Source organism: Pseudomonadota bacterium (genome assembly GCA_034660915.1).
Taxonomy (GTDB): domain Bacteria; phylum Desulfobacterota; class Anaeroferrophillalia; order Anaeroferrophillales; family Anaeroferrophillaceae; genus DQWO01.
Map to the genome: position 1 here is coordinate 18,327 of JAYEKE010000018.1, position 3,200 is coordinate 21,526.

Genomic DNA, 3,200 nt, shown 5'->3' on the forward strand with positions numbered 1-3,200 from the left:
CTTGCACCTTTAACCTTTCTTATAAAATATAGCGGCTGAGGTCTTCATCCTCAACCACATCTTCCAGCTTTCGTTTAACCTCCTTGGCATCGATAGAAACCTTGACGCCTTTCATTTCAGAGGCATTGAACGATACTTCATCCAGAAGACGTTCCAAGATGGTATGCAGGCGCCGGGCACCGATATTTTCATGGTTTTCATTGACATAACAGGCAATTTCAGCAATTTCTTCAATGGCATCAGCGGCAATTTCCAGCCTCACATCTTCGGTTTTCATTAATTCCACGTACTGGGTAATCAGAGCATTGCGCGGTTCTTTAAGAATTCTGACAAAATCCTCCTTTTCCAGAGAATCCAGTTCCACCCGGATCGGGAAACGACCCTGCAACTCAGGAATCAAATCAGCAGGCTTAACCCCGTGGAAAGCTCCGGCGGCCACGAAAAGAATATGATCGGTTTTAATAATCCCGTACTTGGTATTTACCGATGAACCTTCGACGATGGGTAATAAATCCCGCTGGACTCCCTCACGGGAAACATCGGGACCGGAACTGCTTTCCCGGCCAACCACCTTGTCTATCTCATCGAGGAAAACAATTCCATGCTGGGCCACCCGCCGTTTGGCTTCGGTCACCACCTTCTCCATATCAACCATCCGCTGGGCTTCCTGTTCCACCAGGAATTCATAAGCCTCGGGGACCTTCATCTTTTTCTTCCGGGTTTTCTGCGGCATGATATTTTCAAACATATCGCGCAGATTAATATCCATTTCCTCCATCCCGGCAGCAGAAAAAATTTCCACCACCGGCGTCGAACGCTCAGTTATTTCTATGTCCACCAGGCGTTCATCCAGTTTACCGGAGCGGAAAAGGCCCCGCAGTTTTTCCCGGGTCTTTTTCTGTGGTTCAGCTTCCGGCGGCAGAACAATCACTTCAGGAGTTTTAATTTCACTATCATCGTCACTGCCCGCGGGTTTAGAATCAGGAGGTGATTGCACCGGCGGCAGGAGGATATCCAGGAGACGATCTTCGGCACCCTTCCGGGCCTTGCCCCGGACATTTTCAGCCTCCTCGACTTTAACCATCGTGACTGCCAGTTCAGTTAAATCCCGGATCATGGATTCCACATCACGGCCCACATAACCAACTTCAGTAAACTTGGAAGCCTCAACTTTTATAAATGGTGAACGGGCCAGTTTTGCCAACCGGCGGGCAATTTCAGTTTTACCGACTCCGGTGGGCCCGATCATGATAATATTCTTTGGGGCTATTTCATCACGCAGATCTCCCGGGACCTGCTGGCGGCGCCAACGATTACGCAGGGCTATCGCCACTGCCCTTTTGGCATCATCCTGGCCAACCACATATTTATCCAACTCAACGACAATTTCACGGGGGGTTAACGTTGACATAAATTATTTCTCCTCCTTACCATCAACCAATTTTTCAATGGTAAACTGGTTATTAGTATAGATACAAATTGTGGAAGCTATGGTCAGAGCTTCTTTAACTATTTCAGTGGCTGGAAGTTCGGTGTGCTTAATCAGAGCCTTGGCAGCCGCCTCGGCGTAGGGTGCGCCTGAACCAATGGCCACCACATGATCATCCGGCTCAATGACATCACCATTTCCTGACAATACCAGAGTATGCTCCTCATTGCCAACAATCAGCAACGCTTCCAGCCGACGAAGCATCTTATCCATCCGCCAGTCCTTGGCCATTTCCACCGCTGACCGCATCAGATTGCCGTTAAACTGGTTCAATTTTTCCTCAAAGCGCTCAAAAAGAGTAAAAGCATCGGCAGTGGAGCCGGCAAAGCCAGCCAGTACCTGATGGTCAAAAAGCCAGCGGACTTTCCTGGCCCCGTGTTTCATCACTGTGTCACCCATGGTGACCTGGCCATCACCACCAATCGCCAGTTCCTTGCCGGTACGAACAGCAAGAATCGTTGTTCCTTTAAACATAAATATTCTCCTATCATGTTAAGCAATCAGCTTTCAGCTGCCAGCGTTCAGTTGTAAGGCTGTCCTGACGCTTCCAACCTTCAGCATAGCACCACGATCATTCCCGCTTCCCCGCCAGGGGATGTGCCTGGTCATAAATTTCCACCAATCGTTTAATATCCAGATGGGTATATCTCTGGGTAGTAGAAAGGCTGCTATGGCCAAGAAGTTCCTGAATGCTTCTCAAATCCGCCCCATTCTGCATCAGGTGGGTTGCAAATGAGTGACGGATGGAATGCGGTGAAAACGGTTTAAAAAGTTTTGCCTGCAGCAGATATTTTTCCAGCATCCGGGCTACCGAACGGGAAGTAAGACGGATGCCGCGGACATTCAGAAACAATGCATCATCCCCCTCTCCGGCAGGAATCCTGACGGCAATATATTCCTTCAACCAATGTGCAGCCATACTTCCCAAAGGAATGACCCGTTCTTTCCGCCCTTTACCGATAACCCTGACAACCTGAGCGAGAAAATCAACCTGGGACATATTCATGGCAGTCAGTTCCGCCACCCGCATCCCGGAAGCATAAAGAAGTTCCATAATCGCCCGGTCACGTTTCCCCGAAACCGTATCAAGAGGAATAGCTTCCAGCAACGCCTTCATTTCATCAATTTCCAGATAGGCTGGCAGATGCTGGCCCTGCCGAGGAGTTACCAATAAATCAGCCGGATTATCAAGCCGCCATCCACGTTTTTTCAAAAAAGAAAAAAATGATCTGATGGTTGCCAATCGACGGCTGACCGTCGCCCGGCTCGTTTTTTGCAGCTGTTCCCGCAAAAAAGTCCTTAAATGCTGTTCCTTTACTTCACGCCAACACTCTTCTGATTTTTCACTAAACTGAAAACGATTCATCAGAAATCGGTAAAGGCTGTCAAGATCGGAACGATAAGCCCTGACGGTATGCTCAGAATAATGCCTTTCCACAGACAGGTAGCGGATAAAATCTTCCCGCGGACAAAATTTTTCCCCAAGCATAAAAAACAGTACCTCTAAAAGCATTTATTAGACCAAAACGGCCAATTTATCAACCTCAACTTTCTGAGTCGCTCTAAAAACAACTGAAAGGAATTTCCAGGGATGTTCCGGCATGGCTCTCGCTCATTCTCGCCGGCCGTCCATGGCCTGCCTGTGCGTGCCGCACGCAGACAGGCCGGCTTCCGAGGCGTCCGCCGCGAATCACATCGTGTGATTCGTTCG

The 3,200-nt window shown here is 48.9% G+C and carries 3 protein-coding genes; all 3 read right to left on the reverse strand.

The window, feature by feature from the left end; all coding sequences use genetic code 11:
- Nucleotides 1-19 precede the first annotated feature (19 nt).
- The 3 genes from hslU to U9P07_00835 all read right to left on the reverse strand — a co-directional run bounded on the left by hslU (nt 20) and on the right by U9P07_00835 (nt 2,978).
- A complete protein-coding gene (gene hslU, locus U9P07_00825; GenBank protein MEA2107949.1) occupies nt 20-1,411 on the reverse strand; it encodes an ATP-dependent protease ATPase subunit HslU in 1,392 nt (463 codons plus the stop codon).
- 3 nt (nt 1,412-1,414) lie between these two features.
- Entirely contained in the window at nt 1,415-1,963 is a 549-nt protein-coding gene (hslV, locus tag U9P07_00830; GenBank protein MEA2107950.1) for an ATP-dependent protease subunit HslV, read from the reverse strand.
- Between the two features lie 97 nt (nt 1,964-2,060).
- Complete coding sequence (locus U9P07_00835) at nt 2,061-2,978, reverse strand: tyrosine recombinase XerC (GenBank protein MEA2107951.1); 918 nt, start codon at nt 2,976-2,978, stop codon at nt 2,061-2,063.
- Between the last annotated feature and the right edge of the window lie 222 nt (nt 2,979-3,200).